The sequence below is a fragment of the Psychrobacillus vulpis genome (assembly GCF_006861825.1).
Classification (GTDB): Bacteria; Bacillota; Bacilli; order Bacillales_A; family Planococcaceae; genus Psychrobacillus; species Psychrobacillus vulpis.
Genome location: NZ_VDGI01000001.1, coordinates 283,739 through 310,437, shown reverse-complemented (window position 1 = coordinate 310,437; position 26,699 = coordinate 283,739). Strand labels below are relative to the sequence as shown.

The 26,699-nt window shown below is 35.2% G+C and carries 25 protein-coding genes and 1 other annotated feature (1 of these 26 cut by a window edge); of the genes, 11 read left to right on the top strand and 14 right to left on the bottom strand.

The genetic code is table 11. From position 1 onward, the window contains the following. Positions 1–897 precede the first annotated feature (897 nt). The 8 genes from FG384_RS01540 (at position 898) to FG384_RS01505 (ending at position 9,479) form a co-directional block, all read left to right on the top strand. Positions 898–1,239, top strand: coding sequence for an NAD-dependent epimerase/dehydratase family protein (locus tag FG384_RS01540; RefSeq protein WP_142640791.1), 342 nt, complete (start codon positions 898–900; stop codon positions 1,237–1,239). Continuing rightward, positions 1,236–2,141, top strand: a complete 906-nt coding sequence (locus tag FG384_RS01535) for an NAD-dependent epimerase/dehydratase family protein (RefSeq protein WP_142640790.1) — start codon at positions 1,236–1,238, stop codon at positions 2,139–2,141. Before FG384_RS01540 ends, FG384_RS01535 begins: the two co-directional genes overlap by 4 nt. 86 nt (positions 2,142–2,227) lie before the next feature. Then, positions 2,228–2,749, top strand: coding sequence for a tubby C-terminal domain-like protein (locus FG384_RS01530; protein ID WP_142640789.1), 522 nt, complete (start codon positions 2,228–2,230; stop codon positions 2,747–2,749). A gap of 170 nt (positions 2,750–2,919) precedes the next feature. Continuing rightward, complete coding sequence (locus FG384_RS01525) at positions 2,920–5,235, top strand: sensor histidine kinase (protein ID WP_166462345.1); 2,316 nt, start codon at positions 2,920–2,922, stop codon at positions 5,233–5,235. Further along, positions 5,228–5,869, top strand: a complete 642-nt coding sequence (locus FG384_RS01520) for a response regulator transcription factor (protein WP_142640787.1) — start codon at positions 5,228–5,230, stop codon at positions 5,867–5,869. Before FG384_RS01525 ends, FG384_RS01520 begins: the two co-directional genes overlap by 8 nt. Before the next feature lie 211 nt (positions 5,870–6,080). Further along, the gene (locus tag FG384_RS01515; protein ID WP_142640786.1) at positions 6,081–6,959 is read left to right on the top strand and encodes a DMT family transporter; all 879 of its coding nucleotides are present in this window, start codon (positions 6,081–6,083) and stop codon (positions 6,957–6,959) included. A gap of 56 nt (positions 6,960–7,015) precedes the next feature. After that, a complete protein-coding gene (locus FG384_RS01510; protein WP_142640785.1) occupies positions 7,016–7,378 on the top strand; it encodes a hypothetical protein in 363 nt (120 codons plus the stop codon). A gap of 712 nt (positions 7,379–8,090) precedes the next feature. Further along, positions 8,091–9,479, top strand: a complete 1,389-nt coding sequence (locus FG384_RS01505) for an MATE family efflux transporter (protein WP_142640784.1) — start codon at positions 8,091–8,093, stop codon at positions 9,477–9,479. A gap of 158 nt (positions 9,480–9,637) precedes the next feature. Here the strand turns inward: FG384_RS01505 and FG384_RS01500 are convergent, their stop codons facing one another. From FG384_RS01500 to FG384_RS01485, 4 genes are all read right to left on the bottom strand, one after another. Next, positions 9,638–10,828 (bottom strand): aminotransferase class I/II-fold pyridoxal phosphate-dependent enzyme, encoded by a 1,191-nt coding sequence (locus tag FG384_RS01500; RefSeq protein WP_142640783.1) that lies wholly within the window; start codon positions 10,826–10,828, stop codon positions 9,638–9,640. A gap of 270 nt (positions 10,829–11,098) precedes the next feature. Beyond that, complete coding sequence (locus FG384_RS01495) at positions 11,099–12,814, bottom strand: GMC family oxidoreductase (RefSeq protein ID WP_142640782.1); 1,716 nt, start codon at positions 12,812–12,814, stop codon at positions 11,099–11,101. Between the two features lie 21 nt (positions 12,815–12,835). Further along, complete coding sequence (locus tag FG384_RS01490) at positions 12,836–13,609, bottom strand: gluconate 2-dehydrogenase subunit 3 family protein (protein ID WP_142640781.1); 774 nt, start codon at positions 13,607–13,609, stop codon at positions 12,836–12,838. An 83-nt stretch (positions 13,610–13,692) separates the two neighbouring features. After that, positions 13,693–13,950, bottom strand: a complete 258-nt coding sequence (locus tag FG384_RS01485; RefSeq protein WP_142640780.1) for a hypothetical protein — start codon at positions 13,948–13,950, stop codon at positions 13,693–13,695. A 295-nt stretch (positions 13,951–14,245) separates the two neighbouring features. On the opposite strand from FG384_RS01485, the gene tatA reads away from it, so the two are divergent. Beyond that, the gene (gene tatA / locus FG384_RS01480; RefSeq protein ID WP_142640779.1) at positions 14,246–14,437 is read left to right on the top strand and encodes a twin-arginine translocase TatA/TatE family subunit; all 192 of its coding nucleotides are present in this window, start codon (positions 14,246–14,248) and stop codon (positions 14,435–14,437) included. A 45-nt stretch (positions 14,438–14,482) separates the two neighbouring features. Here tatA and FG384_RS01475 read toward each other — a convergent pair whose 3' ends face one another. From FG384_RS01475 to FG384_RS01440, 8 genes are all read right to left on the bottom strand, one after another. After that, positions 14,483–15,367, bottom strand: coding sequence for a DMT family transporter (locus tag FG384_RS01475; protein ID WP_142640778.1), 885 nt, complete (start codon positions 15,365–15,367; stop codon positions 14,483–14,485). After that, on the bottom strand, positions 15,364–16,257 hold the full coding sequence (gene rbsK / locus FG384_RS01470) for a ribokinase (RefSeq protein WP_142640777.1): 894 nt from the start codon (positions 16,255–16,257) through the stop codon (positions 15,364–15,366). The genes FG384_RS01475 and rbsK overlap by 4 nt, the downstream gene beginning before the upstream one ends. A 22-nt stretch (positions 16,258–16,279) precedes the next feature. Further along, positions 16,280–17,092: an energy-coupling factor ABC transporter ATP-binding protein gene (locus FG384_RS01465; protein ID WP_142640776.1), complete on the bottom strand. Its 813-nt coding sequence runs from the start codon at positions 17,090–17,092 to the stop codon at positions 16,280–16,282. Next, entirely contained in the window at positions 17,085–17,945 is an 861-nt protein-coding gene (locus FG384_RS01460; protein ID WP_142640775.1) for an energy-coupling factor ABC transporter ATP-binding protein, read from the bottom strand. The genes FG384_RS01465 and FG384_RS01460 overlap by 8 nt, the downstream gene beginning before the upstream one ends. Next, a complete protein-coding gene (locus tag FG384_RS01455) occupies positions 17,942–18,685 on the bottom strand; it encodes an energy-coupling factor transporter transmembrane component T family protein (protein ID WP_142640774.1) in 744 nt (247 codons plus the stop codon). Before FG384_RS01455 ends, FG384_RS01460 begins: the two co-directional genes overlap by 4 nt. 75 nt (positions 18,686–18,760) lie before the next feature. After that, positions 18,761–19,363: an ECF transporter S component gene (locus tag FG384_RS01450; protein ID WP_142640773.1), complete on the bottom strand. Its 603-nt coding sequence runs from the start codon at positions 19,361–19,363 to the stop codon at positions 18,761–18,763. A gap of 29 nt (positions 19,364–19,392) precedes the next feature. After that, positions 19,393–20,340 carry a nucleoside hydrolase gene (locus tag FG384_RS01445; protein WP_240793314.1) on the bottom strand — a complete coding sequence of 316 codons (948 nt, stop codon included), beginning with the start codon at positions 20,338–20,340 and terminating at the stop codon, positions 19,393–19,395. A gap of 37 nt (positions 20,341–20,377) precedes the next feature. Beyond that, complete coding sequence (locus FG384_RS01440; protein ID WP_142640771.1) at positions 20,378–21,388, bottom strand: LacI family DNA-binding transcriptional regulator; 1,011 nt, start codon at positions 21,386–21,388, stop codon at positions 20,378–20,380. A gap of 316 nt (positions 21,389–21,704) precedes the next feature. On the opposite strand from FG384_RS01440, the gene fabI reads away from it, so the two are divergent. Continuing rightward, the gene (gene fabI, locus FG384_RS01435) at positions 21,705–22,484 is read left to right on the top strand and encodes an enoyl-ACP reductase FabI (RefSeq protein ID WP_142640770.1); all 780 of its coding nucleotides are present in this window, start codon (positions 21,705–21,707) and stop codon (positions 22,482–22,484) included. Between the two features lie 40 nt (positions 22,485–22,524). Here the strand turns inward: fabI and FG384_RS01430 are convergent, their stop codons facing one another. Together FG384_RS01430 and FG384_RS01425 are read right to left on the bottom strand one after the other, a co-directional pair. Further along, positions 22,525–23,691 carry an acyl-CoA dehydrogenase family protein gene (locus FG384_RS01430; RefSeq protein ID WP_142640769.1) on the bottom strand — a complete coding sequence of 389 codons (1,167 nt, stop codon included), beginning with the start codon at positions 23,689–23,691 and terminating at the stop codon, positions 22,525–22,527. 410 nt (positions 23,692–24,101) lie between these two features. Next, entirely contained in the window at positions 24,102–24,644 is a 543-nt protein-coding gene (locus tag FG384_RS01425; protein WP_142640768.1) for a hypothetical protein, read from the bottom strand. Between the two features lie 436 nt (positions 24,645–25,080). Between FG384_RS01425 and FG384_RS01420 the strand changes: the two genes are divergently transcribed. After that, positions 25,081–26,307: a MalY/PatB family protein gene (locus FG384_RS01420; protein WP_142640767.1), complete on the top strand. Its 1,227-nt coding sequence runs from the start codon at positions 25,081–25,083 to the stop codon at positions 26,305–26,307. A 145-nt stretch (positions 26,308–26,452) separates the two neighbouring features. Next, positions 26,453–26,699, top strand: a binding site (T-box leader) (it continues 70 nt past the right edge of the window).

The window sequence follows — 26,699 nt, the reverse complement described above, 5'->3', positions numbered from 1 at the left end:
AAAAAGCGTTACTCCTGCGATTCGATTTTGTTCAAGAATAAGAAAGTATATAAATTTATAGAATGGATTCCGTTACAAGCGGAGGATTTCCGCGGGTGTTGCCTCAGTCTCTTCGCTTCGAGTCCACTGAAAAAGTGTAATTCTAATAAATTTTCTATCAAATAGTCATTAAGAGAATTTATCGCTTTGGCATTCGCTTTCCGCGGGCGAGCGACGAGCCTCCTCCTTCGTGCGGGGTCTCGTCTGTCTCACTATCCCGCAGGAGTCTCATGCGTCGCGCTAAATTCTCTTAAATAAATACAGCAAAAGTTCCTACAATACATAGATGAGTCGAATCTTTTGAGCAAGTTTTTCTCTTTTTAGAAATAGAGTAAAAGAAGTAGTCATGCTATCTTTGTTTCGCTTACTATTCAAATGTTCATCATTTTACTTATAAACAGCTGCAATTATGAATAGATTCATATTAGTTGATTAGAGCGTAGGTGGCGACTTCAGCGGGAATAGCAGATGTTTTCTGCACCGAAAGCGAAGCGGCAGGTGCATGAGCAGAAGGAGCCGCAGGAGAGACACCGGCCGAACTTTATTTGGCCAGTGTCTTTGCAGTGACAAGGAGACTGAAGCCATGCCCACGAAAAGCGTCCGCCGTAGCGGAAATCCACGGCATTTCGTTACTCTTCTTAAAAGGACCGGGCGTCTCTTTGCCCGATTTTTCTTATTTTTATTGCTTTATAAATAATGGTATAACACTCCCGATTCTGTCCTGTTTTTGGTAAACACTTTATTTTCTCCTGAATTTTGTTTTTGTTCGCTTATGTATTTGGAACGATTTTTGGCGTGTGTCCAGTAAGCTGCAATTGGGTCCGCATATAGTAAGGAAAAACTAGAGGGAGATTAAATATGAAAACAATCGTTACAGCCCAATCAAAGGTGAAGAAGCTCATATTTACTAGCAATTCTGATGTTTATGCAAATATATACAGAAAGCTTCCTAACAAGAACGACGATTCCTTTAAAGCAACTCATCGCGGTTTGTCCAAATCGACTGCGAAGTCATACATAAGGCTTTTTTATGAGCTTTATAGACAATCTTTTACTATTTTGAGGTATGCTATTGTATATGGTCCTAGGCAAGTACTGAAACGTGAAGATGGGGTAATATCTGTCTTTTTCGATAGTAATAATAAGGGTGAAATTATCATGATTAATCCATACTCTGATAGTAAGTGTATGCTAACATGAAAAGTAAACCTCGATTATTAATAACAGGAGCAAATGGTTTTACAGGAATTCATGCATGTCATTACTTCAAAAAGGCGGGATATGAGGTAATTGCAGTAACAAGAAGCCCCATGTCACGAATATTTGATGAAAGAATTCGTTTAGAGCAATGCGATTTATCGGATAAATATCAAGTGAAAAATTTAATTCAAAAGACGCGACCGGACAGACTACTTCATTTAGCAGGACAAAACCACGTCCAAGAATCATGGACGGATCCAATTACTTCCCTTGAGGCAAACGCAATGTCCACAGCGCTTCTAATCGAAGCAATTAGGCAAGAAGATATTGATTGTAAAATAATAATTATAGGATCAGCTCTGCAATTTGATTTAAGTAAATTTTCTTCTCTTCAACATCCTTATAGTTTAAGTAAAACGATTCAAGTATTAATAGCTCAATCATGGGAATTACTCTACGGGATGGATATCGTTATTGTTAAATCGTCCAATTTAATAGGACCTGGGGTTTCTAATGGGGTATGTTCAATACTGGCAAAAAAAGTAGCCGCAATGGAATTGCATGATACAGAGAGAGTACTTACTGTAAATAACTTGTTTGCACAGAGAGATTTTGTAGATGTAAGAGATGCCATACGTGCATATGATAAGCTCTTCAATGTCGGAAAGGCAGGTACAATTTATGATATTTCATCGGGGAAGCCTAGATACTTAAAAGAGATCACGGATACTCTTCAAGCACTATCTTTTGTAGATATAGAGATACAGTCTTTGGAGAATAAAAAGGAAAAAATAGATGTTATTAAACCTTCATTGCTATTAGATGTAGGATGGTCTCCTCTTATTCCTTTTGAAAAATCTATAGAAGAAGTTCTAAATTATCAACGGAAAAACCTCCTTTAGAATTTATATTCTAAAGAGGTTTTTAACTGTGTGGAACGATTTTGTAGTTTGTAAATTTTAGTCGTAGTTGTAAAGGAGAACTAGTCATGAACAAGTATTTATACACGCAACCACTTGCAATTGAAACAACATCGCTTATATCTGTATATAATAACGAAGGTATAGAAGCATATAAATTCCAAAGGTACTACTCGAATAAGTTAAAAAGATTTTTTGATAAGTTAATGGACTATCGTTATTTTTTGCAATATAACGTTTATGACACACATGGCCAAATTATTTTCACTTGTAAGAAAGTTTCCCAAAAAGGTAGAGTCTATTATGAAGCAACCGACTATGCGGAGCATCGAAAATACATGGTTACATATGATAAATGGAAAGAACTTATTCCAGATCTTCTAATTACAGATGGAAACATGCAAATCAAGTTAGATAAGGAATTGGAAGGATGGTCAAGATTTATCTACAACGACAAAGAAATTGCTCGTTGGAAAGCAGATTTAAGCGAAGGATTTTTAGTGCAATTAGAAATAGAAGAAGATTCACCTATTCAAAACGGTGCATTCTTTATAGGAATTAGTCAATGTGCGTTGTTTATAGGTGCATAATTCAAAGACCCATTAAAGTATTTAAGTTTAAATCCAGATAAATATGAGTTATTAACAGGAAAGAAAGTATGGCAGATAGATCTATTTTATAAGTATATTTAAATAGTACGGACAACTCTGAAAATTATTGAACTGGATGTTTTGAAAAAATATAAAAGATGGTTGGTAAAATGAAATTTTTAGATAAAAAAATAATGATTCCAATTGTAATAGTTATATTATTTACTTTCTACGCTTCCTATATTTCCGTGCAGTCTCCAATTGTTGCTTTAAGTGTCATAGAGGATGAAGGACATTTGGTAGTAGATGAAATATTGGATAATGGGTGGGCGTATCATCAGGAAATTAGTTCAGGTGATATCCTTCTAAAAGTGAATGGATTAGATCCTTTCGAAAATAGACAAGTTATGGGGGAGCATTTGATAAGAAATGCCAAGAGTCTTGTTTTTTTGGATGCAGATGGAAACAGGAAAGAATTTGAAGTCAGCTACGAGTCGGAAATTCAGCAGCTTTTCTCTCACGTGATCTTTCCTTTTGCATATATGCTTTTGACAGTATATGTAGCTATTTATATATATCGAAAACAAAAAACGGACGCTTCCGCATTTATATTAATTCAGTTTTTATTATGTATTGCTTTAGCGTACGGCAGTGCTGCAGCTTCGAGTCGTGGAGATGTATTAGCTAGGCTGGTCAATGCGCTAACGTTTGCAGGATGTCTTCTTTTATATATTCGTTTTTTAAATGTGTTTTTAAAACGTTTCAACTTTACATTTATAAAACAAAAAAACTTATGGAAATTGTATAGTCTGTTGCTAATAATACTTATTGAGTACGCAGTTACTCTTATAGTTCCAAACCAAAAGCTATCAATGATTGAATTAGGCATCTTTACTTTTTTACTTATTTTTATCATCGTATTACTTATAAAAAACTACTCGAAAAATAAAGATAAACCTGGAAATCAGGCTATCAAAATGCTAGGTTTCATATTTATCATTGCATTGAGTCCGTTTACTCTGTTGTATGCAATCCCAACAATATTATTGCAACATTATTTGATGAATGCTGAAATTGCCGTCATGTTCTTACTCCTTATCCCTATTAGTTTTATCTATCTACAATTAGCCGAAAGACTGTTTGATATAGATTACATGATTGGTAGGCTTAAGTATTATACATTACTAGCTTTTCCATTTTCTTTAATATTAAGTGTAATCTTTGGGTTGAGTTTCGATAATGATTTTTCTAATATCCAATTAGGTTTTATTTTTATAATGCTATTTGTAGGAAGTATTATCTTTCTGTATGCAAAAGAGTGGATAGATTATAAAAATAGAAAATATATGTTCTCTTCAAGGGGGGATTTACAAACGAACTTGTATACGTTCTTTCATAAAACAAGAGGTGAAAACAAAGTACAAGATGTTATAAATCGTATCTTGAAGGAATTGGAAGATACCTTAATGGTAAAAAAAGCGATTTTTTTAGAAATGATGCAGATAGAGTCGACAAAAAAGTGGACTATAGGTAAAGCTACTTCAGAGATTTTTATTGATCCGAACGAAATTAAAAAAATATTATGGGAATATCAAGATAATGGATCAATTACATATTTTTCAAGAGGTTTTGGAATAGTTGTTGGCAGCGAAGTAGGCGTTAAACAAATCATATTGTGTGATGAGAAAAAAAATGGTACTAATTTGAACATAGAAGAGAAAATATGGATTGAAATGATGGCATACTTTTCTAGTGTTGTAGTAGAAAATATGAAATTAATAGAAGGATTAGTAGACCAAATTAGCAAATTAAAAGTACAAGAAACAAGCCAACACCCTATATGGTTATCAAAATTATTATTTGCTATATCTGAGAAAGAAAGAGCAAATCTGTCAAATGATCTTCATGACTCAATATTACAAGAACAGCTTCAGCTTTTAAGGGAAACAGACAGCATAAGTGAAATGGCATCAGACACTCTAATAATCGATAAATTAGGTGAGCTAAAGGAACAAATATTAGATAATGTCCATCTTATTCGAGAAACGTGTATGGAATTACGTCCCCCTCTCTTAAGTGAGAGAGGTTTGTTGGAATCATTACATCAATTAATCCGACAAACAAAACTACGGTGTAACTTTCTTCTATATGTTTCTTTAGAAAATAAAATTCATATGAATAAGGAGTATGAACTTATTTTCTATCGAGTTTTTCAAGAGTTGCTTAATAATGCAATGAAACATTCAAATGCAACGGAGGTACACCTAAGCCTTAGCTCAATAAATGAATTGTTTGTATTGCAATATGAAGATAATGGAGTTGGATTTGATATAAATAGTGAGGGATACTCTTTTACTTCGATGGGGCTTTTGGGTATAAAAGAACGCATTAGAAGTATTGGAGGTAACATGGACATTGTATCAAAAATAGGTCAAGGAGTGAAAGTTACAATAGAAGTTAAAGGGGAGGAGGAACAAAATGATTGAGTTGCTGATAGTTGATGATCACCCTTCTGTAAGTGAAGGAACAAAAGCACTTATTAATCAGGAAAAAGATATGAATGTGACGGTCATTACAAATAGTTTAGCAGTTATGAGCCACTTGAAGCAAAAGAGCTATGACGTGTATTTATTGGATATTTATATGCCTGAATTAAATGGGTTGGAATTGTTGAAGATGATCAGGGAAAAAGAACCGGCTTCAATTATTTTAATATATACAGGATTTGATATTGACCTCCATTATAATCTGTTAGTGGAGTCGAATGTTTCGGGCTTTTTAAGTAAAACTGCATCGAGAGAACAAATTGTTACAGCTATTCGTTGTGCGCTAAGAGAAGAAGTTGTTTTGCCAGTATCTCTACTTCGCCAACTTAGAAGAATAGATGTACCTAAGGCAAAGTTGAATTTCCCATTAGTAAATGTTCGATTAACCGATAAAGAGCAAGCTGTTTTAAAAGAAGTAGATAAAGGTTCAACTAATAAAGAAATTGCAATACTCCTATGCATGAGTCAGCGAACAATAGAGCATCATTTGACGAAAATTTTTTCAAAATTAGGTGTAGAATCGAGAATGGAAGCTGTATTAAAAGCAAAAGAACATCAGCTTCTAAAGAAATAATAATTTATTTGTAGAAGAAAATAAGGGCATAATTTCGAATATAATTCCGTCATTATGCCTGTAAATAGTTTTCTATAGGATATGTGCAAAAAAGATGGCTTTCCAAAAGGTCATCTTTTTTTGTATTGCAAATATACAGATTAGAGTGATAAATTTAACATAATATATATATGTTTAAAATTTTTTACAGTAAGTAGAAAGGGTGATTACTATGAATGGAGCAGCAATGATGAAAATGACGTTATCAATGGCTATTTTCGGTTCCATCGGATTCTTCACAGGTAAGACAGGCATTCCAGCAACTGAATTAGTGTTTGTACGATGTATTTGTGCCACATTATTTCTAAGTTTGTGTTGGTTCATCTCTGGGCAGTACAAAGTGGAAGCTTGGCAGAAAAAAGAAGTTTTACAAACAATGCTATGCGGTGTTTTTTTGGTGTTAAACTGGGTGTTTTTATTCAAAGCATTTGAGGAAATGTCCATTACGGTAGCTATCACGATATATAATTTAGCGCCAATATTCGTTTTAATATTAGGTAGTTTATTCTTAAAAGAAAGGATGACGTTAACTTCACTGCTAGCAATTATTATCTGTTTTCTCGGGAGTATATTCATAATTGGTATTCAAAACTTCACCTCGGTAACGGATTTTATCGGTTCTGGATTTATATGGGCTTTACTATCGGCTGTTTGCTATGCAATGACTGTGTTACTCGGGAAAGGAATTAATGGGCTTAGTGCTTATGCAATGACGTTTATTCAGACTACCATTGGTATTCTTATTCTATTTCCTTTTATGAACTTCAGCGTTTTTCACAGTTTAAACGAAGCAAATTGGCTTTATATATTAGGTACTGGCTTGATACATACCGGATTTGTCTATTATTTATTTTTTGATAGTCTTCGAAAGTTATCAACGGTTATCATATCTGTATTAGTTTTTGTCGATCCTGTTGTTGCAATCTTACTCGATACAATTCTTTTAGATTTCCGTCCCTCTATTTTACAAACAATCGGAATTTTATTCATATTTGGTGGAATTATTTACACATTAATTAAACCAAATACTAAATCGGTGGTAGAAGTTTGAAAATAGACGTAGAAAGGAATAATGATTACTAAGGGTTAGATAAAGGAGGAGGACAAATGGGGAGACTAACAATAAAAGAGCAAATATTACTTGCCTATTATGTTTATAACTTCGAGGAGGACTCAGAGGAATCAATGAAAGAGTTAGAAGGTGTAATAGATAGTATACAGAATGGACATAAAGAAGTATTATATGAACTTGAGCGTGAAGGATTAATAAGCAGAGCACAAGAAGATAATAAGCGAAGGATTACAAATGAAGGAATTCTTTATATTGATAACATATTGAACATTCAATCGTATGCAATTGAAGGAAATAAATTAGCTTATGTGAAAGACAGCCTGCTTATTAATGAGATAGACATTTCTGCAGATCCATTGAAAGAATATATTTATCAACATGTGGGTATAGAAGATTAAACATATTATGGCACGTTAGACTACGGTATTTGTAGTCTAACGTGTTTTTTTAAAGATAAGAAAGTATATAAAATTAATGTACTATAAACCCAGTGTTTATAGTACTTTTACTAGGATTAGTAAAAACTTGTAAGGGCGTTGAAAGAGTGTCATTCCAATAAATTAGATTATCTATCAAATAGCCGCTACGAGAATTTGACGCTTTGGCATTCGCTTTCCGCGGGCGAGCGACAAGCCTCCTCCTTCGCTCTAAATTCTCTTAAATAAATACAGCAAATTGTTCCTACAAAAATACTAATTCGAGTTTTTCAGTGCCCTCCAGCGTAGCGAGGAGGCTGAGGTAACGACCGCGGAAAGGGAGCCATTTCAACGATTTTCTTATTAATTGGACTATTGGACAACCCCATCTGGCAAAGTCGAATTATAGGGACTTTTTTAGTGCCCTCACTTCGGCTTGCCACTTGCCGTCCCTCTTAAAGCTTATCCGGTAATAAGATGGCCGACATACTGTCCAAAGCACGCAAAAAAAGATGAAGAGAAGATGCTCTTAGAGGGCGCTTGCGCATTTCTTAGATGATTCGTCAATTGTAAGGTGCGGTATTTAGTATATAAAGGATGTTGTAACTCTCTATTTATATTTTCTAGCACCATATCCTCAATTGTGGTAAGATTCAATTTATGTAAAAATTGAATCGAAAAAGAAGGAATACATATGGCAACAATTGGTGCGAAGAATGGCCTTGGAGAGAAGTTGAATTTATTTCACTTAACTTGGCCAATTTTTTTAGAAGTGTTTTTATTTATGTTAATGGGAATTGCAGATACGTTTATGCTAAGTAGCCTTTCAGATGATGCAGTTTCTGGGGTAGGAGCAGCAAACCAGTATATTCATATAGCAATATTAATATTAGAGGTAGTCGGAAACGGAGCCGCTATAGTCGTTTCTCAGTATCTAGGGTCTAAGCGATACATGGAGGCTTCCAAGATTTCTGGGTTAGCTGTAACATTGAACTTAGGAGTTGGAATTCTTTTAAGCATTGGGTTCTTATTATTTTCCAAAAGTATGATGACTGCAATGAATTTGCAAGGAGATGTACTCGTACATGCTCATCGATATTTGTCTATTGTCGGTGGAGCTATTTTCCTACAAGCTGTCATTAATGCATTAGCAGCAATTATTCGAGTGCATGGATTTACAAAGCAGACAATGTTTGTTTCGTTAGGCATGAATATCATCCATGTTATTGGGAACTATGTATTAATATTTGGGAAGTTTGGTTTTCCGGAGTTAGGAGTGCAAGGTGCGGCAATTTCGTCAGTTGTCAGTCGATTTGTTGCGCTTATTGTTTTCTTTTGGTTGCTTTATCAGGTAATGGAGTACCGTGTGAAAGTACAATACTACTTCACTATTTCAAAAGAGTATATACGTAAGATATTACAGATTGGACTTCCTTCCGCATTTGAACAAATTTTATACCAAGGATGCCAAATTGTATTCTTATATTATGTAACTTATTTAGGAGCAGAATCGTTAGCTGCAAGACAATATGCAGTGAATATATCGATGTTCACGTATTTATTTGCGATTGCAATTGGAATGGGAACAGCAATTATTGTAGGTAGATTCGTTGGAGCGAATGAAAAAGAGGAAGCATACAGATCTGTGTGGTCAAGTGTAAAATGGGCTTTATTATTTACTTTGGTGATGGTTGCGATTGTAACGATATTCCGAATACCGCTTATGGGGTTATTTACGGATAATGAACAAGTTATTAAAATCGGAGCATCAGTATTAGTTTTAAGCCTGTTATTAGAAACTGGTCGTACAATGAATATTGTCATTATTAATTCATTACGAGCTGCAGGAGATGCTAAATTTCCGGTTGCCATGGGAGCTCTGTCCATGGTGATGATGAGTTTACCACTAGGGTACTTTTTAGTATTTGTATTAGATTTAGGTCTTCCAGGGATTTGGTTAGCAATTACAGCAGATGAATGGACACGAGCGACCATTATGTATTTTAGATGGAAAAGTAGACGATGGGAAAAGTTTGCACTCGTACACCCTATTGACGTAAAAGAAAGATCAAGTGAAAGCTAAACGTATTATACGTTTAACTTCCCTTGATCTTTTTTTGCTTATTGATAAGTTTTTATACTTCAAGACTTCGTGGCGAGCTCATCGCAAAGGAATATCCCTGTCGCCTGTCCTCAAATATTTTCACTGTAATGGTTTAGTAGATTGCTATTGTTCATCATTTAATTATTTACTAGGGTAGCGCAAGTTTCTATCTTTAACGATTTTAATTGTTCGACTGCTTTTTTCAATGTTTCCACATCTTGTACAAGAGCCACTCGAACGTAACCGGCACCTTCTGATCCAAATACAGTTCCAGGTACCATAACAACCCCAGTTTGGTTTATTACTTCAAAAGCAAATTCTTTATCGTCCATATCATATGGATATTTGGCCCATACAAACATTCCACCACTAGAAGGTGTTACTGTCCAACCTAAATCGGTTAAGCCTTGCATCAATACTTTATGACGTTCTGCAAAGATTTTGCGTAAACGATCAGTAATTTCCTCTGCATTATTCAAAGCAGCAATTCCAGCTTCTTGAATTGGCTCAAAAATACCAAAGTCTAAATTAGATTTAAGTTGCTTCATGATGCTAATCATTTCAGCATTTCCAACAATATATGCAATTCGTGTACCAGCTAGGCTAAAGCTTTTAGATAATGAATTAATCTCCATTCCGACTTCCTTTGCTCCAGGTGTAGTTAAGAAACTACTTGGAGTATCGCCAGTAAAGTAAAACTCAGAATAAGCAGCATCGTGAAGAATAATGACATTATATGTATTTGCAAACGCAACGACCTTTTCAAAAAACGCTGCATCAGGCATTGCTGGAACAGGATTTCCTGGTAAGTTTAATATCATTAACTTTGCTTTATAAGCAACTTCTTCTGGAATCGCATCTAAATCAGGCAAATAATTGTTCTCTTCTAATAAATTCATATAATAAGGAACTGCTCCAGCCAGTTTTATACCAGCATCATAAGCCACATATCCAGGATTGGTTGTTAACACAATATCTCCTTCGTTACAAAATGCAAGAGGGAGATGGACAAGTCCTTCTTGAGATCCCATTGTTTGAATAACTTCTGTATGAGGATCAAGGATAACGTTTGTACGTCGTTTATAATAATCTGTTACCGCTTCATAAAATCGTTTTGTACCGTTAAGCGTATAGCCATATGAATTCGCTGAGAAACTTTGTTCAGAAAGAACTTTTCTTATTTTTTCATCTGGTGGTAAATCAGGGCTACCTAAACTTAAATCGTACAGTTCAAAACCTTCTACTTTTTTAGCCGCGGCGGCTGCTTTTAAATCACCGAAAATAGCAGGTTCAAATATAGACATTTTTCTAGATGGTTCGATATTCAATTAAAAGCACTCCTCGCGTAAGAAAATAAATTTATCATTCATTTTATCACAAGTTACATCAATATTGTGAAAAATTCAAAATGGAATATATTAATATTTTCTTATTAAATGGTTTTTATAATTTACTAATAAGTAGACTCCTTTACTGTACGATTTATCCATCAAAATTTAAAAAGCTACTAGTTCACTTATATGTGAGTACTAGTAGCTTTTTGTTGTTGGCTAATTCTATGATTAGATGTTTTTGATGATAATATGAAACTTAGTTTATTAAACTAAAGAACCACCATTTTTTAGATATTTTTCAATTCCTTCTGCAGCACGGTAAGCGAGAGCACCAACCGTTCCTGTAGGATTCATACCAGAGTTATGTGGGAAAGCTGATGCACCTGGAACAAATACATTTTCACAATCCCACATTTGAAGGTAGTTATTTAATGCGCTTGTATTAGGATCTGCACCCATAATAACTCCGCCAGTGTTATGAGTAGTTTGATATTTTGTTGTATCCCAATCTCCTTGATCTCCTGGGGAATTAATGATATCTGCTCCCATTTCTTCAAGAATCTTAGTTGTTATTTCTCTTATATATTTTTGTTGATTTCTTTCATTTTCTTTATAGTTAAATGTCATACGCAATAATGGATCACCAAATTGATCTTTGTATGTTGGATCTAAATCAATATAGTTTTCTTTATTTGGCATAACGGAACCTTGAGAACCAACTGATAAGCTTCTATTAGCCCAATAAATGGATTCATCTTTAAACTCTTTACCCCAACCTGGTGTTCCTTTAGGAACAGAATTGTTTGAAATAGGGCGTTTTCCGTAATGACCAAGTGCAATGTTACCACCATGGATAAAATTCAAATCAGAGTGATCGAAATTGTCGCCATTAAAATCGTCAATAACTCCTGCAAGTGAACCTGTCCCTGCATACAGATTGAATTCTTTATCTTTAAAGAAACCAGTTGATGCTGCTGATGTCATTTGGTAAGCATAGTTTTTTCCGATTACTCCTGTTCCAGATTCCGGGTTATATGGACGACCTAGTTGAGAGTTTAATAATATTCTAATGTTATTAAGTGCATATGCAGATACAACTACAACGTCTGCTTCTTGGATAAATTCTTCTCCAGTGCGTGTATCAACATACAAAACACCAGTAGCTTTTCCGTTCGTATGTAGAACTTTACGAACAACTGAATGTGTTCTAACTTCAAAGTTTCCAGTTTCTTTTGCGACTGGTAAAACTGTTACTACTGGAGATGCCTTTGCACCATATTCACAACCAAAACGCTCACAGAAACCACAATATTGACAAGCACCACGTGAGATACCATCCGGGTTTGTATAGCTTTCAGAAAGTGTAGCAGCCGGAGCTGTGTAAGGATGGTAACCTAAGTTTTTAGAAGCTTCTCTAAACATTTTCATAGAGGGTGTTTCTTTTAGAGGAGCGGTAGGATACTTAACCTCTGGAACGTCTGGATGAGGATTAGTTTCACCCGAAATACCAGCCATTGTTTCGAACTTTTCAAAATATGGTACTAATTCATTATAAGTAATCCCCCAATCTTGAAGGGGCATATCTGCTGGAATTTTATCTTTTCCATAACGTTCTACAGTTTTTGTGTAAATTTCAAAATCGTACGGGAAAAAGCGATATGTTAAACCATTCCAGTGTTCTCCAGAACCACCTACACCATCACCGATTAAAAACGAACCGTGCTGACGATAAGGTAATGCTCTTTGAGAACGGTCATGACGTACTGTCAATGTTTCTTTTGAAAGATCTTGCATCATTTCGTTTCTTTGTTGGTATCTAAGCTCATCATGAACCATTAGATAATCTTCCGTTTTTCTCTCTTTTCCACGTTCTAAGCCTACTACTTTGTAACCTTTTCTAGTAAGTTCGGCAGCGATAATACCACCTGTCCAGCCAACACCTGCCAATACTATATCTGTTTTTGGTAATTTTTTAGCCATATCTAATTAGCTCCCTTTCGATTAATGTTTATGTTGTGAATTTAAGCTAGTTGGTTCGATTTTTACAAATTCATCTTTTTCAATGATATTTGCATAACTCATTTGGTGACCTGGGAAATTTTTCATTTTCCAACCTTGCATATCTTTATTCCCACCGTATAGTGGATCCGCATAAACGCCCTCAATAGTTGCACTTTTTAGTAATGCAAAAAAGTAACTTGAAGTTACAGCACCATTTAAGTTTACTTCTCCTGCTTCAAACGCTTTTAAAATAGCAACCTGTTCTTCTTCTTTAATTTCATGGAATTTTGCTTTATATTGTTTTAAAGCTTCTGAGTTTAAGCCCTCAATTCCTAATTCAAAAATTTGCTGTCTGTTTAGATGAGTTTGATGGCCAAATAGAGGTGTTGCTTCTGCTGGATAAAACGGTCCAGCCATGTATTCTTTTGTATTAAGACCCCAGTTCCCAGCAAGCTGATGATCGATAAAATAAGCAACAAGTAACTCTTTTGCTCCTGGTCCCACTTCAGTTTTTGGGAAAATCTGTTCAGATGCAGCATCAATTGTATCGAATTGTGCTTTGTCAAAATACATAAGCGCTTGGTTGAAGTTTGTAGTAGTTGTTTCTGAGTGGACATGTGCTTCTGTAGTTTTTGTTGTAGAATCTTTTCCTAAAAGAGTTCCAAGTGCACCACCTAAAACAACCCCTCCGACTGTTAGTCCAGAGTTTTTGATAAATGTGCGTCGAGATGAACGTTTATCTAAAAATGGAGCTTTTTTTTCTTGTTCTGACATAATAGAACCTCCTAAATAAATTGATAGAATTCTTCAAAAAAAATGTTTATCTAAGTAAATAATGAGTAAAAAAAATATGCTAATTAGTGAACAATAGTATGCCAGTTATAGACTAGAGAAAACACCGCAGTACATACCAATAAAGTGGCGATAAAGTACGTATGTTTTTTCCCTGTCCAGCAAAGAACGATAATTGCTAGGCCAATACCAGAGCCTAATAATGCAAACCACGGAAATACAGCATTATTGAAAAATAGGTATAATGCAAAATCCGCTACCAGAAATAAAGCAAGGAATACTTGATTAAACATTTTTAATTCTTCTATGTTATATTGTGTCACTTTTGTTCTCCTTTCCTTTTAGAGCTATTAACTTTTTGATTTTTTTATTATAGAAATATATTAATACAAAACAACTGTTTTATATTTTACTCCTAACTTTCATAAGATGTACACATTTTTTTTTGAAATGTACACATTTCCCTCGAATTTGTTATTGTATTTTTTTTCTGAAAATAATTTTAATGATACTTTTATTTACAAATTAACTTAGAAGGTTTAATGTGTAGTTGATACAAAACAACTATAACTTTTTTCTTTTTGATTATTATATAAACAACTTAAAGGAGGAAATACTATGCCAAACATCGGTTTACCAGGGTTAATAATTATTCTAGTAATTGCACTAATCGTTTTTGGACCATCCAAACTACCTCAGTTAGGCAAAGCAGTTGGACAAACATTAAAAGAATTCAAAAACTCCACAAAAGATATAGTAGAAGAAGTTACAAGCGAAGATAAAGAAGACGGCGATAAAAAGAAAAATTAATATAAAAAATCCAGCTATCTAAAAGATGATAGCTGGATTTTTGTATTAATGATTAATACTTTTTTTAATAGCATGTAAATTCATTAGAATTAAACTAATGATCATTAATGGTAGCCCTATTGCAATCCCCAAATGGAATGGTTCTTGTAAAAAGAAAATGCCTAACGCTATTGTAATAAAAGGAACAATAAACGTAACCATTAACGCAAGGAGGGGGCCTCCACTAGAAACGATATGATAAAAAATAACATTTCCTAATCCTGAACTTAGGCACCCTAATATGAGAAGGGGTATAATAGTATCCCATGTTCCTAAGTGAGCATAAGCTTGTGGCTCCATAAAAATACTTATTACTCCATTAATAACAGCTGAGATTAGTAGTGTCAAAAAACCTAATAATACAGCTGGTATATTTGTATAATATTTTTTTATCCAAATGGAATTTAGAGCGTATGACATCGTAACCGCGAACATGAGTAGTGCATGAAATATAGAGAATTGAATACCAGCAGCTTTGCCAGAGAAAATCATCAAGACTGTTACAGCTACAAATCCAATTAGTAAACTTGTAGTCTGATTCCAAGCAGGTTTTGTTTTCAGAATAAAAATGGAAAATATTAAAGCAAACAATGGGGTAGTGGCATTTAATATTCCACTTAAACTTGTATCAAGACCCTGTAGAGAAAAGGCCATAATGTTCCATGGAATTGCAGCTCCTAAAGCCAAAACAAGGAGAAGAAATGGTCGTATTTTGACTTTTAAACGATTTTTTTTCAACAAAACAAAAGGTAACAGAGCAACTAATCCAAACAAACATCGGAAAAATACAATGGTAGGGGGCTCAAAATAACTTAATAGCTCTTTCGTCCATAAGAATGCAGAACCCCACAGCAAACTAAGGAAAAGTAAATAAATGATGGATTTCATCATTTATTTACACGAAAAGAAGAGGGAATAGTAGGTTGTGCTCCCATTTGAGTGACAACGTATTCAGCTACTTTAGATGCATACAAAATGCTATTACGCAAAGAAAGACCGTTACATAAACCTACTGCTAAAGCTCCATTAAATGCATCGCCTGCACCAGTCGTATCTTTAACTTCCACTTGATTTGCTTGTACATGTCCTCGTTCATTGTGATTCAAATAGTAGGAACCTTTTTCACCTAATGTAACTACTACTGCTCCTACTCCTTTTTGAAGTAGTAAGGAACACGCTTGAAACAGATCTTCTTCGTTTTTTGTTTTTACCCCAGTTAGGACTTCTAATTCTGTCTCATTTGGTGTTAATATCGATACTTTACTCAATAATGAATCACTTATTTGTTGCGCAGGTGCTGGATTTAAAATAATATGTACATTTTTTTTCGCAGCAATATTGGCAGCAGCATCGACTGCTGGCATTGGGATTTCCAATTGTAAAAGAAGGACATCACTTGTTTCTATCCTTTCTTTATTTGCTTCAATTTGTTCTTGAGTGACAAGAAAATTCGCACCTGGAAAAAGAACTATGGAGTTTTCACCTGAATCTGCCAATTGGATAATTGCTTGGCCTGTCATACCAACTTCTTGTACTGCCGAAATCTTGACTCCTTTTTCTTGCAAATTTCGCTTTATTTTTTCGCCGTAATCATCTTTTCCAACATTTCCTATGAAGAAAACATCCGCTCCTAATTGGCCTGCAGTTACAGCTTGATTTGCGCCTTTACCGCCAAAAAACAATTCATGTTTTGTACTGTGCAAGGTTTCCCCTGCTTTTACAATATGCGGAACCAGGTATACAAGGTCCATATTTGTGCTTCCTACTACTGTGATGTTCATGAATAGTTCCGCTCCATTCCTATCATTGACCACGCTGTGATAAAATAACTTTTATTAATTGACCTTTTGATAAAATCCCAGAGGGGAAATCAAGTAGTTTAGCCATTTGAGCAACAGCTGGGGGTTTTAACATACTTTTTTCTAAAACCTCTGTATTATAAAAGATTTTTTGCGCGTTGTCATCTGCTACTAATTGTCGGTTCGCCATAACAACAATACGTGTAAAATAGTCCGTTACAAACTCCATATCATGGGTAATCGTGATAACAGATTTCTTTTTCTCTTCGAGTACTTGAAGTAAGTTACCGAGTATCTGCAAACCGATTTTATCTTGTCCAGCGGTAGGTTCGTCTAATATGATAATATCAGAATCCATTGCTAGTACCGATGCTATCGTAACAAACTTTCTTACAGAGTATGGTAAATTATAAGGGTTTTCATCTGCAAATTCAGATATCCCACATAAATCCATTGCCCAATGAGTCAACTCGTCTACACGTTCTGGTTCAAAACCCATATTTTTGGGTCCGAAACGAACCTCCGACTCTACATCATTATGGAATATTTGATCATCCGGATTTTGGAACACATAGCCTACTTTTCTTGAAACTTGTGCTGTCGTGAAGTCTTTTGTATTCCAGTCTCCAACTAACACAGTACCTTCCGTAGGTTTCAGTAAACCATTCATTAACTTTACCGCAGTTGTTTTTCCAGCTCCATTTTGTCCTACAATTGCAACACGCTCTCCTGTAGCAATGGAAAGAGTCAGGTTTTCAAGTGCTTTCGTTCCATCTGGATATGAAAAGCTTACATTATTCAAGTGAAGTTCAGTCATGTATAGCAACTCCAGTCCTATTTAATGCTTTAGCTAGTTCTTCATCTCGAATTGGGATGAAACTAAGAGCTGTACCCAATTTTTGTAATTGAAGTGCAATTTCCGTAACATGAGGATATTGAATTTGATACTTTTCAAACTCAGGATCAGCAAATACTTCACGTACAGGACCTTGCATAACTAGCTCGCCCTCATGCATAACAAGTAAATCGTCTGCATATTCAGCGATTAAATCCATTTTATGTTCCACTAAAATGATTGTTTTTCCACGTTCCTTCATTAGCCGGATGATATCAAATATTTGTTCCGTTCCAATTGGATCCAGTTGAGAAGTCGGTTCATCAATAACTAAAATTTCTGGGTCCATTACAATTATGGATGCTAGGGCTACTCTTTGTCTTTGGCCACCTGAAAGTTCGAAAGGGTTTTTATCACGTAAATGTTCGATTTTGACAAGTTTTAATACTTCTTCTACCCGGATTTTAATTTCTTCTACTGGGACACCAAGGTTTTCTAAACCATATGCTACTTCCTCGAATACATTATCCTTTACCCCTGACACTTGAATAAATGGATTTTGGAATACATAACCTACTTTTTCTCCGAGTTGCCCTAGTTGATAATCGGCCATTTTAGTTTGATCTATAATAACTTCTCCATCTAAATCACCTTTGTAAAAGTGCGGAACAAATCCGCGTATTGTATTGCATAATGTTGTTTTTCCTGAACCATTATTACCGACAATTGCAGAAAATTTGCCTTTTTCGATAGAAAAAGAAATATTTTTTAATACGAAGTCATCACTAACTGGATAGCGATAAGAGACATTTTTTAAATCGATCATAATTGTCATAAGAAAAACCTCCATACTAATAGACCTACGAGAATTACAACGTATACTATCGGTAAAATGCGGTCAGCAGAATTTTTAGTTAACTGGTGCAAGCTTGTTTTTTTAACTGGTGCTGAAAATGCTCGAGATTCAAGAGTAATCGCACGTTCTTCTGTACTTGCAATAGAGGAAAGGATAAGAGGGGTTAATGTTGGAATAAAAGCTTTTGCTCTGACAAATAAGGAGCCCTCTGTTTCTACACCTCTTGTTTTTTGTGCTTCCATAATTGTATTAGCTTGACGACGCATTTCCGGAATAATTTGAAGAGTAGATAACACAACATAAGCGCCCATCGGAGGTAGCCCTTTATCTTCCAATGATTTAACAAAATCACGGACTTCCGTCATTCGGAAAAATAGTATAAACACTGCTCCAATTGCTAAAATACGAGATGTTAACAACAAGCCGTAATCCAAACCTTCCTGTGTAATGGAGAAAATTCCTGCTTTCCATAACACTTCATCGCCAGGGTAAAAGAACATCTGCATAATGAAGACAATAACTAATACACTAAGCAGTGCTTTTAATACGATACTAAGAAATTCTTTCGTCACACCTGCTAAAATTGCAATCAATACCAGAATAGGGAAAACGGCAAAAGAAAATATATAGCCAGGTACAATGAGGACTGCGACTAAAATAAATAGAGAGAAATAGAATTTTGTCAATGGATGAAGTTGCAGTAAAAAGTTCTGTTTCAATTAAATACTCCCCCTTTAAAAAAAGCCTTCTCGTTCAGTTGTATGACTTAACGAGGTGAACGAGAAGAGCTAGAATCATTTCTTGTTATTTCGTTTCATGTACAAATAGCCGTAATTCATCTTAGATAAATAGCGATCTGACATCTTTTGGACAATAAAGTAAACAATTAAAACAGAAACAACTTTATCCGCTATTTCAGTAATAAAAGTGGAAGAGAATACAGCTGACCATAATTGTTGGCCAGATGCTAAGAATGTTGCGGTAATAAGTGATGATGTATTTCCTGTAGCTCCACCGAATACAAGAACTGTAATTGGTGCTGAGACAATAACCGCTATAAAAGTGATAATAATACCGGAAACAATGGTTTTAGGTATTTTTTTGAAGAAGCCGTATTTAGATAGTAAACCTGCTCCAACACCGATTGCCATAGATGTTAATGCATATGGTAAATATACAGGATTAAAAATAGCATTTATTAAATTCGTTATAAGTCCAGCTAGTAGTGCAACCCAAGGGCCAGCAATTACACCAACTAGAATAGTTCCAATTGTATCTAAGAAAATTGGTAAGCGGAGTACATTGGCTAACTGGAAACCTACTAAATTAACCGCTACCGCGATAGGGATAAGTAACATTGCCATCATATTAAAATCATCTTTAAAATTACGTTTCATACATTTCTCCCCTTTGTTTTTTTGCCGATTTAATGGCTCATTATTTTTACGGCATCCAGAAATTGCTCAACAAACTTTTCTCTCTGAACCGTATGTAATACTTTCACATTATGCGGAAGCCCAGTTCGTTGTTCATAATCTACAACAGTTGTTCCAGCAGTTAGTCTTCCTTCTAATTCAATTGCAACGTAACAATCATCGCCTTCAAACAATTCAGGTGTCAAAACATAAGAGACTGCACATAAATCATGTAATCGAATACGATTTTCAAAATCAGGGCTGTGGAAAGCTGTTTGCTTTGCTGCATGTACATAAAAACGGAGCATCTTAACAACTTTTTGTGCAAAATCACTCCCAATTGCCTCAATTTGATTTAACTCTTCTCGTGTGACATATGCTTTATGAGTGACATCAAGTCCGCTCATTACAATTGGGATGCCTGAACGAAATACAACGTCTGCAGCGTGTGGGTCAACATAAACGTTAAATTCAGTTGTTGGAGTCATGTTACCTCCGACTGCGGCGCCACCCATATAAGAAATATATTTAATCTTCGATTTAACCTCTGGATGTGCTAATAGAAGAGCACCTATGTTTGTCAGTGGACCTGTCGCAATAAGTATCATTTGTTCGTCACTCGATATGAGTGTTTCTTTCATTGCTTCAATTGCTGTTCGCTTGCTTAATTGAATTGTTGGTTCAGGAAACTGGACATCCCCAAGTCCATTTTCCCCATGCACTTCATCTGCAATTTCGAGTCTACGAAAAAATGGATTATCCAATCCTCTAGCAATCTCTATGTTTTTCTTCATATAACTAGTAAAAGCAAGTGCGTTGTAAATAGTTTTTGCTTGTGTTTGGTTTCCTGGTTCTGTTGTGATTAATTTGATATCCAATTCCGGATGGGCAAAAGCAAGTGTTAATGCCATCACATCATCAATACCTGGATCACAATCAATAATTACTGGAATTGCCATTAATCTATACCTCATTTTTTATGAAATTGTCTAGCTCTTAATCTCTTCTAATTTGTTCTGTGCTTTCTCGAACGATTAAAGTAGGTTCAAAGACTACTTCTTCAGAAGAGTTGTTCTCTATCTTATTAATAAGTAGCTCTATTGCTTTTCTTCCCATTTCGTATGTACCTTGCCTAATAGTAGTTAGTTTTGGGATTAAAGCAGTTACTAATGGAATATCATCAAATCCAATAATAGATAGTTGTTCAGGTATTTGAATTCCTATTTCATGAGCAGCTCGGTAAATACCACATGCCATTAGATCATTACAAGCAAATATTGCAGTTACATTGTTATTTTGTAGAAAATCTTTTGCTACTCGGTATGCTGTATCCATTTGAAAATCACCATCTAAAATGAATGATCCAAGTAGATTAACAGAATTCTCCATTAAAGCTTGTTGAAATCCCAAAAGTCGTTGTTGTGAATTTCGAATATCTTGTGGACCGGTCATACATGCAATTTTGGTATGTCCTAAATCAGTCAAGTGTTTCCCAGCAAGATAACCACCTTTTTCATTATCTAAAAAAACACCTGAATAATTATTTCCTTCTTCTCCTCGGTCAAATAAGACATAAGGAATTTTGCCACTTTGCAATTGATTTTTACTAGTTTTAGATAAACGATCTTTACTGGATAGTAAAATTCCGTCTACTTGTTGTTCTTTTAACAACCGTAAATAGTTTTCTTCCTTTTGGGTTTGATCATCTGAATTACAAATGATGAGACTGTATTGTCTTTTATTTGCTTCATCCTCTGCACCCCTACATAGCTCTGGGAAAAAAGGGTTGGATATATTCGGTACGATTAATCCCAGCATATTGGATCGTTTTGTTACTAAACCGCGTGCTAGTTTGTTTGGTTGATAATTCAACTCTTCCATTACTCTTAGAACTTTCTCACGAGTTTCTTGTGACATGCCTTCTTCTTTTTTATTCAACACCCGTGAAACGGTTGTTATTGAAACACCTGCCTCTCTGGCAATATCTTTGATAGTTAACTTTCCCATACATTATCACCTGTTTCTATCGTTAGGAAAACGTTTTACGAAAACGTTTTCTCTAATTAATATTCAGATTATTGTAAACGATTTCATTTGTCAATTAAATTTTTTATCCAATACCGTCAAGTAGTTGTAAGAGCCAACTAAGTAATTGCTGTTGTGAAGCTTGTATCTAACTAATATGGACGTAAAAAATAAAACGTTCATTATAAATCAAAATACAAGGGAGGATAGTACAAAACGAAGGAAATATGGTATGATAAAATTAGTAACTGGTACTAATAATAGGTACGGTATATTCGAATAATAATTGGAGGTTCATATGAAAGATTTAATTAAACTAAAAGATAAAAATATTGTAGTAATGGGAGTTGCGAATGAGCGTAGTCTTGCTTGGGGAGTTGCGAAGTCTCTATTTGAAGTAGGAGCTAATGTAATTTTCACTTATCGAAAAGAACGTTCGTTAGGGAAGATTGAAAAGTTATTAGTAGATAATAATTATGAAGCAAAATTAGTAGTTGAGTGTGATGTTAACAGTGATGATAGTATTAAAGCTTCATTCGAAACGATTGGTAAAGAAGTAGGAGTGATTCATGGAGTTGTCCATTCAGTTGCTTTTGCAAATGCGGAAGATTTAAAGAACGACTTCATTCAAACTACTAGAGAGGGCTATGCGTTTGCACAAGATACAAGTGCATACTCTCTAATTGCTGCCGCTCGAGAAGCGGCGCCATTCATGACCGAAGGCGGCTCTATTGTTACTATGACGTATTTAGGAGCAGAGCGCGTATTAGAAGGATACAACGTGATGGGAGTTGCCAAAGCATCATTAGAAGCTTCTGTTAAATATTTGGCTCTTGATCTAGGGAAAAATAACATTCGAGTTAATGCCGTTTCTGCTGGAGCAGTGCGCACACTAGCAGCAAAAGGAATTTCTTCATTCAATACTATTTTGCATAAGATTGAAGAAACAGCACCACTAAAACGTAACGTAACACAAGAAGAAGTGGGCGATATGACAGTTGCACTTCTGAGTAATTTATCTAGCGGTGTAACTGGAGAAATCGTTTACGTAGATGCTGGCTACAATATTATGGGCTGACCACAAAAAAATAGCAAAACCGGATGAAGAGTGAGTATCTTCATCCGGTTTTATTTTTATCTTTCTCAAGGGCGGATAACGCTAATTTTTTTATAGTCATATCATCCATTGGTGGGTTGTGTAGACCTGCTCGGACATCTCGATAGTAGCGCTGTAATGGGTTGGTACGTTGTAAACTCTTTGCTCCAACTAAGCGCATGGCTTTATCGACAACTGTGATGGCTGAATTTGTAACAATATGCTTAGCGACTCCAATTTCATTGGATATTAGGTTTTTTGTTGTTACATCATCATAGGATGATGCAGCTCCGTATAGAACAAACCTAGCTTTTGAAAGCTCCAAATCAATCTCACCAATTAGCTGCTGAACATTTGGTAACTGTGAAATCGTGCCATTCAAGCTATTTGGTGCATGTGTGTTAGCGAAATGAACTGCGTAATCACGAGCAGCTTGCGCAACACCGAGATAAGTAGCTGGGATATGGAGTAACCAGCCATTTACATTTCCTCCATTGGAATAATCGGGAATCTCTACTAAATCAGAATCAGGTAGACGAACATCCTCTAGTATTAAATCATTGCTACTCGTTCCACGCATCGACACAACGTCCCATGTTTCTTCTATGGATACTCCTGATAAATCTCGGTGTACTAAGAAAAAACCAATTTTTTGTTTTTCTTCAATCCAAGCAGAAGTTAAAAAGTATGTGAGTACTGGAGACGCGGTTGTGAATATTTTGCGCCCGTTAAGAACCCAAGTATTGTCCTTTTTTACAGCGGTTGTACCGGGAAGACCACCGCGGGTTGGACTTCCTGTTTGTTCCTCACTGACTGAGCGATTAATAAGTGCTCCATTTAGAACTTCCTTCGCTAAAAAGTTTAATTTCTCTTGTTTCCACATCTTCTTTTCGAATAATTCACCAACTACCCCTAAACTCCATCCAATAGAAAGCGCTGTGTTAGCATCAAAGCTTGCTAGAGTTTCTTGCAACAGCACCATATCATAAACTGAAAGTCCTTCACCACCATATTTTTTCGGTAATGTAAGGCTCGTATAGCCAATCCCTACTAATTCATGCACATTTTCTATTGGAAAGACGGCTAGCTCATCAATCTCAGCAGATTTACTTTTAATCTTGTTTTCCAATGTATACAAACAATTGAGCCACTTTTGTTGTAATTCATTTTTGATAAACAAATTATTCACAGTCTATTAACCCCTTTACAAACTATTCAATAATAGAAGGCATGGCCCTTACTTAGGGACATGCCTCAGACTGTAGACAAATTCTTTTTACAATGAATAGAGATGTATAAGAGAATCAGCGGGGCCCGCCACTTTGCTTTCCGTGGGCTTGGCTTCAGCCTCTTCGTCACTGGAAAAACATGTGCTCCTGTGGTTACTCGTCGCAAAGACACTGGCCAAATAAAGTTCGGCCAGTGTCTTTCCTACGGGGTCTTCAGCTCAAGCTATTCCCACAGGAGTCTCCGTGGCGCGAGCCCGCGGAAAGCGCCCGCCTGGAGCGATTGCTACAGGAAAAGCACAATAATAACTATGTTCTTAATACATTTTTTGATTCATAATAATACATTTGTCGACATGCCTTTTACTGTAATTTATTTAGGTTTAGCAATTCGTGGCCATATGAAGTACGAAATAGATATGACAAAGTCAATTCCAAGAATAAGTCCCCAAAGTTTCAATGTACCTGATAAAACCTCTGATCTTGAAGGGTCATTAATAAAATAAATTAATATGAGAAGGAGACCTCCCCCAATAATGTATGCAAGGAGATGTTGAAGAGTACCTTTTAACGAATGCCGAGCATATTCCATTCCAGTTTTGCGAACAGGTTTTACTCCTACTTTTTGGACATAATATAGGAATTTTTCATCTGCCCAGCGAATCATGCTCTTACCAAATGCTATAGATGATCCTAGATAGACTGCTGCTATAGCGTGAACACCAGTTGCGGTTGCTCCGTTGTAAAGATCGGTTGCTGTAATAGCAAGTAAAATTAAATCAATAACTGGTGTTAAAGCAAGAAAGAAAAGACCAAGTCGTTCTTTTTTAAATATATATCTTGTGATTAGACCTAGTAAAATAACAATCCAAAATCCGATTTCACAAGCAATTATTGTCCATGCGATGAAATTCAAAACAACACCTCTTTAAGGATTAATAACTAACCAATGCACGTTTCATTATATTCATTCTGACTTTTGATTCAGGTTAACAAGTAGAGAAGAAATTTGTTGGTATTTCAAAAAGTCTTCTGTTGAGTATTGATCTAACTTATTTAAAAGTTTATGGCACTGTCTCTAAATTTTTTGGAACAAACGAAGAATTTGTTATTTGTATTGTAACATATTGGATATTTTACAAATAGTTTTGTTTGCAGAAACATTTTGTACTTAAAGGTTCAAATGCATATACCATTTTAATCAGGAATATTCTGATTAATGTATTTGATGACAAATTCTTTAGGTGCTAAACTACTTTTCACTGAAGAGTAAATAAGTACTATTTCATGAAAGTCAGAGGACTAGTTTAAGCTATCAAGAAGATTTAATAAAATTGAAAGGTGGGTACTACATGAAATACAACTTTGATGAAATTGTAAATCGAAGAGGAACTTACTCTCTTAAATGGGACGGCGGTGAATTGATTAAGGAGATAGGTATTACAGAGCGATATGATGAAGAGACATTACCCCTCTTTACTGCAGACATGGATTTACCAGTACCACAGCCGTTAATAGATGCTTTGCATAAAACAGTGGATCATAAAATATTTGGTTATTCTGTTTTTCCAGATGAATACTATGAAGCTATTCAACATTGGTTTAAAAAGAGACATAATTGGGAAATTAAAAAGGACGAAATTGTATATAGTCCTGGAACAGTTCACGCTTTGAATATTGCTGTAAGAGCATTCACAGATCCGGGAGATGGCGTTATCATTCAGCGCCCGGTGTATCCACCATTTACAGTGGCGATAGAAAAAAACGGAAGAAAAGTTGTGAATAATGAACTAAAATGTGATGACGAAGGCTATTATTCTATTGATTTTGAAGATTTCGAAACGAAAGCAAAGGATGAAAAGACAAAACTGTTTATCCTTTGTAATCCGCACAATCCTGTAGGAAGAGTCTTTCATCAAGAAGAACTTCGAAAGCTATCCGATATTTGCGCAGCAAATAATGTGTTAATTATTGCTGACGAAATTCACGGTGACCTAATTAGACATGAAAATACATTTAATCCAATCGCAAAAGTCATTGAAAATACAGATCATATTATTACATGTACGGCTATTAACAAAACATTTAACGTTGCGGGACTTCATTGTACAAATGTGATTATATCTAATCCTAGGCTAAGAAAAACGTTCAGTGATACGATGGGCTTTCAATTAGCTTCCCCTTTTACAATAGCTGCACTCATAGCGGTTTACAACGAAGGTGAAGATTGGTTAGCGCAATTGAAAGAATATATCGATGGCACAATAGACTGGGTAGTACAATTTCTTACAGAAAGGATGCCTCAGGTGAAAGTAAAAGTACCAGAAGGGACTTATGTGATGTGGATGGACTTCAGTGCTTTTGGACTTTCGCCGGAAGAAGTACATGATCGCATCTACAATAAAGCGAATGTGCTTCTAGAAGACGGCAGTATGTTTGGAGAAGAAGGTTTACAATACCAAAGAATCTGTCTACCCTCACCTAGAGCAATAATTAGAGAAGCATTTGAAAGAATCGCAAAAGAATTTGAAGACATTCGTGTAGATAATTCATTAAGAAGTGTAGTTAATAGTGAATAAAGAGGTTAATTTAAAAAGGTATTAGGTATGGCGAGTAGTGGATCACTACAATTCCTTAATTTTTCTATTGAATCTTCATAAAAATTATTACTACTTCCTTTACTTGTTGATTTGATTTTGATATATTCTCATAAACATAATATTTCAATATGCTATGAAGAGAAAAGTAAAATGATGTTGTTTTTTTAAAGAGAGCTTCGTCTGCTGAAAAGAAGCAAAAAACACTTATTTGAAAATGGCCTCTGAGCTTCGTACTGAACGTTTAACTTTGTTAGGTGTTTATCGAGATAACTCGATAAGAATCTTGGCGATACGCCGAGGCATAGTTGATCACTAGTAAGCTACGACAAGAGTCGACACTTGTTATAAAAGTCGGAGTATTATATTTGATA